Raw genomic sequence first — 588 nt, forward strand, 5'->3', positions numbered from 1 at the left:
CATCTGAGTCAGTATCAAGAGGATCTGTTCCCGTAATCAAAATCTCCTGCCCATCGCTTAGACCGTCGTTATCACTATCGCTGAGTACAGGACTAGTTAACTGATCTGCTATTGAAATGGGAGTACAGAGAACTTCGCTTAACTCAAGACCTAGTTCAGTAGCATCATTCAGGCCATCGAAGTCAGTATCACTTTCAGCAGGATTACTGACTCCAAGTTCTATGAAATCACACAACAAGTCACCATCTGTATCTAACAATAACGGATCTATTGTTAGGTTTACGTCAGGCTTACGTAAACGAAAATCGTCTGAATAACTGTCATAGACATAAGTGACCTCTAAAACGTCAGAAAGCCCATCACCGTCACTGTCTGACAACCTTGGGTCTGAAACCGGGTTTAGATTAGGAAGCTCGGAACATGATACAGGATCGCCTGACAAGCCAAGCTCAAATGCGTCACTTAATTCGTCAGAATCAGTATCGCTAAGTGCAGGGTCTGTTTGAAGATACTCACCATCTTGATCGTAAATATCTTCAAAAATATCACAAATCAAATCACCATCAGTATCTATGTTATTAGGGTTTG

General features: G+C 41.5%; 1 protein-coding gene. It reads right to left on the reverse strand.

Annotation, left to right across the window (positions count from 1 at the left end; genetic code table 11):
- Positions 1 to 588: hypothetical protein (locus A3766_RS30805; protein ID WP_369808615.1), on the reverse strand; the 588-nt coding region annotated here is incomplete at both ends.

The organism is Oleiphilus sp. HI0132 (assembly GCF_001635845.1).